This window comes from Paraburkholderia humisilvae (assembly GCF_902859855.1).
In the GTDB taxonomy this organism is placed as follows: Bacteria; Pseudomonadota; Gammaproteobacteria; order Burkholderiales; family Burkholderiaceae; genus Paraburkholderia; species Paraburkholderia humisilvae.
Genome location: NZ_CADIKH010000254.1, coordinates 1 through 2,514, shown reverse-complemented (window position 1 = coordinate 2,514; position 2,514 = coordinate 1). Strand labels below are relative to the sequence as shown.

Annotated in this window: 3 protein-coding genes and 1 pseudogene; 3 read left to right on the top strand and 1 reads right to left on the bottom strand. The window is 59.3% G+C overall.

Annotated elements, in window-relative coordinates:
• Nucleotides 1-271 precede the first annotated feature (271 nt).
• A complete protein-coding gene (locus HV796_RS41605; protein WP_175233460.1) occupies nucleotides 272-781 on the top strand; it encodes a hypothetical protein in 510 nt (169 codons plus the stop codon).
• Nucleotides 782-1,019: 238 nt separating this feature from the next.
• Here HV796_RS41605 and HV796_RS41600 read toward each other — a convergent pair.
• Nucleotides 1,020-1,525: pseudogene (locus HV796_RS41600) on the bottom strand (IS6 family transposase).
• Between the two features lie 55 nt (nucleotides 1,526-1,580).
• Between HV796_RS41600 and HV796_RS41595 the strand changes: the two are divergent.
• Complete coding sequence (locus HV796_RS41595) at nucleotides 1,581-1,961, top strand: eL43 family ribosomal protein (RefSeq protein WP_175233459.1); 381 nt, start codon at nucleotides 1,581-1,583, stop codon at nucleotides 1,959-1,961.
• Between the two features lie 36 nt (nucleotides 1,962-1,997).
• Nucleotides 1,998-2,381: a hypothetical protein gene (locus tag HV796_RS41590; RefSeq protein WP_175233458.1), complete on the top strand. Its 384-nt coding sequence runs from the start codon at nucleotides 1,998-2,000 to the stop codon at nucleotides 2,379-2,381.
• Nucleotides 2,382-2,514 lie beyond the last annotated feature (133 nt).

Genomic DNA, 2,514 nt, shown 5'->3' with positions numbered 1-2,514 from the left:
GGGTGTCATGGTGGACTCCGCTCTGAGTGGTCACGGCGGCAAACTGCACCGCCATCGTCGCACTCGACAGATGTGCCCTTCGGATGATCCCGGAGCCGATGTCGCTGGCCAGCTACCTCCTCCCGCGTCAGCGGGTTAGTTCAATGTCCTTTATCACATATAGGAGTGTATTTCGTTCCGCTGCAGAGTCTTTTCGGTACGGTGCCGTCATCGCGCGCCCTATCACCTAGATTGAAGACTCATCCTTTTACTTTTCTGATAGGAGTCGATCATGAACGGAGTACAAAACCTTGGCGGCAGCAGCCCCACCTATTTTTCGCCGGCCGCTTACGGTGGTGCCCAAAACCTGCCGCCTCAGCTGAGCGGGCCTTATGGGACCCCCGACCAGATGGCAGCCATGCAACAGATGATGCCGGGTCTGGCCGGCGCGGTTGGCGCACCGCCGTCGAATCATCATGGACTGACCAGGCAACAGATCGAGCATGATGGAGCCCAGGCTGTCGGTGCCGCCATCAGATACACCCCACAGCTAGAGCTGCCTTCGCAGCCTGACCCTCAAGAGATCGCGCGTAACGTTTATTCCCACATCAGGAGCGCTGGTGGAACTGCCGACGCTAGTGGAGCTGCCGACGCTAGTGGAGCTGCCGACGCTGGTGGAGCTGCCGACGCTGGCAGCGCCGTTGCGGCTGATGGGGCCGCTGCGGCCGCCAAAGGGGCGGGCTCGTCGTCGTGGGTGGCCTCCATCGCGGAATTCTTTACCGACATCCTCGAGCATCTTTGAGCGATGATTCACATTTGCCATATGAAGGGTCCTTATCATGAACAGGTAGCCGTGCGATCACGCGCTGCCGCAGGTATGGCCAAGCCCCCATCCTGCCGCAGCCGCGGGCACGGTGCCGGCGCCGGTGACCAGCGCCGGCGGACGCGTCGGCTTGCGTTTCCTGGAATTCTTCTCGTCGGCGGGGCTTTGTCGCGATAACAATGGCAAGTCAAGCAAAACCTGATATGAATAGGAATGCTTATAGTATCAACGAATAGAACTGCTCGGCAAAAGATTGCCGGGCGCCATTGTCTTTCATCTGCCCCTCGTCGATCATGTGAGCCACCTCGATGCCACTGGGCAGGATGCGTGCACACCGGAAATTCTTGAACCCGAGCATTGAGCGGGTACGCTGCTTGATCGCGCGATGGTCCTGCTCGATGATATTGTTCAGGTACTTCGTCTGCCGGATCTTGAAGGTATTTCCATAGCCTTGACTTTGGTGTAGGTTTCATCCACGCGCCAGCTCTTGCCGACGGGGCGTTTGTGGTGGCGAAACGCTTTCCCCAGCACCGACAGCAGCTTGGGCGCCCAACGATGCACGGTGAATGATCCACCGAGATGCCTCGCTCCGCCATCACTTCTTCCTAGGTTTCGCAGGCTTAGCGCATCAGACACGTACCAATGCACGCACGTCAGGATTACATCAAGCGGGTAATGCAGGCGTTTGAACACGCGGGCCACAGCGGGATGCAGCGTCTTCATCAAGCTTTCAGTCGTTCACCTTGTTCGGTTATCACATATAAAGGGAGGCAGGCGCATGGACCAAGGGAGCGTGGCGCAGCTAGCGTTCATACAGGCGCCGGATGAGACTGGACAGGATTACCTGCGCGATGCGAAACTCGCGGCGCGAGACATCCGCTCGGCAGGTGGTACATCGATCATGCCGGCTCTGACGGTAATGAACCGGATAGACGGGGAAGTCGTTGTTATTGCGACTTACGTCCTTTCCGTTGTTCAGGCGGTTGGCCCTATTGTTGGGCCTGCATTCGGGGCGTGGCTGCAGGGGCGCGCCGGACGAAAGCTGCGACTGAAGGTGGCCGAAATCGAGGTTGAAGCGCGCACCGTGGACCAGATTGACGAGTTGCTGAGCCAAGCAAAAGTCCTCCAGGCCAATCAGGGAGAAAACGGTGAGGCGTGACATGGACCGGATGTGCGGCCTGTGAAGAGAGAAACCATGCGTTTTCGTTTTCCGCTACTGCCCGCCGAGTTTGAAATTCCCGATGCATGGTGGTCCGACGCCGGCATGAACGCCTTCTGTGCACGGACGCCCGCCTATCGCTCTGCGCTGGGTGCGATAGCCGTGCCGCTCAGGGAGATCGAGCCGCCGTTCCGCAATCCTGAGGCAATGCGCGATTGGCACGGCTTCGACCGGGAACGGCTGGTCCGGATCCTGAATGGCATTGCCGCGGATACCGTCATTGCGCCCGTTCCGGTGAGCACGCTTGCGCGCACGGGTTTTCCGGAGAGCCCCTTCCGCTACCGCATCCGCGACGGCCTGCACCGGTTCTATGCGTCCGTGGCGGCCGGGTTCGAGTGTCTTCCGGTGGTGATCGAATGAACGCGTTTCCCGTCCTTGCCTTGTAAGCGTCATTTCGAGGCCGCATCGACAGGGTACCCGCGTGAGTCCAAAGTGATGTCCATCACTTCGAGTAGTGGGGACCACTTTGATGACAGAGACCAGCAGTACTGGA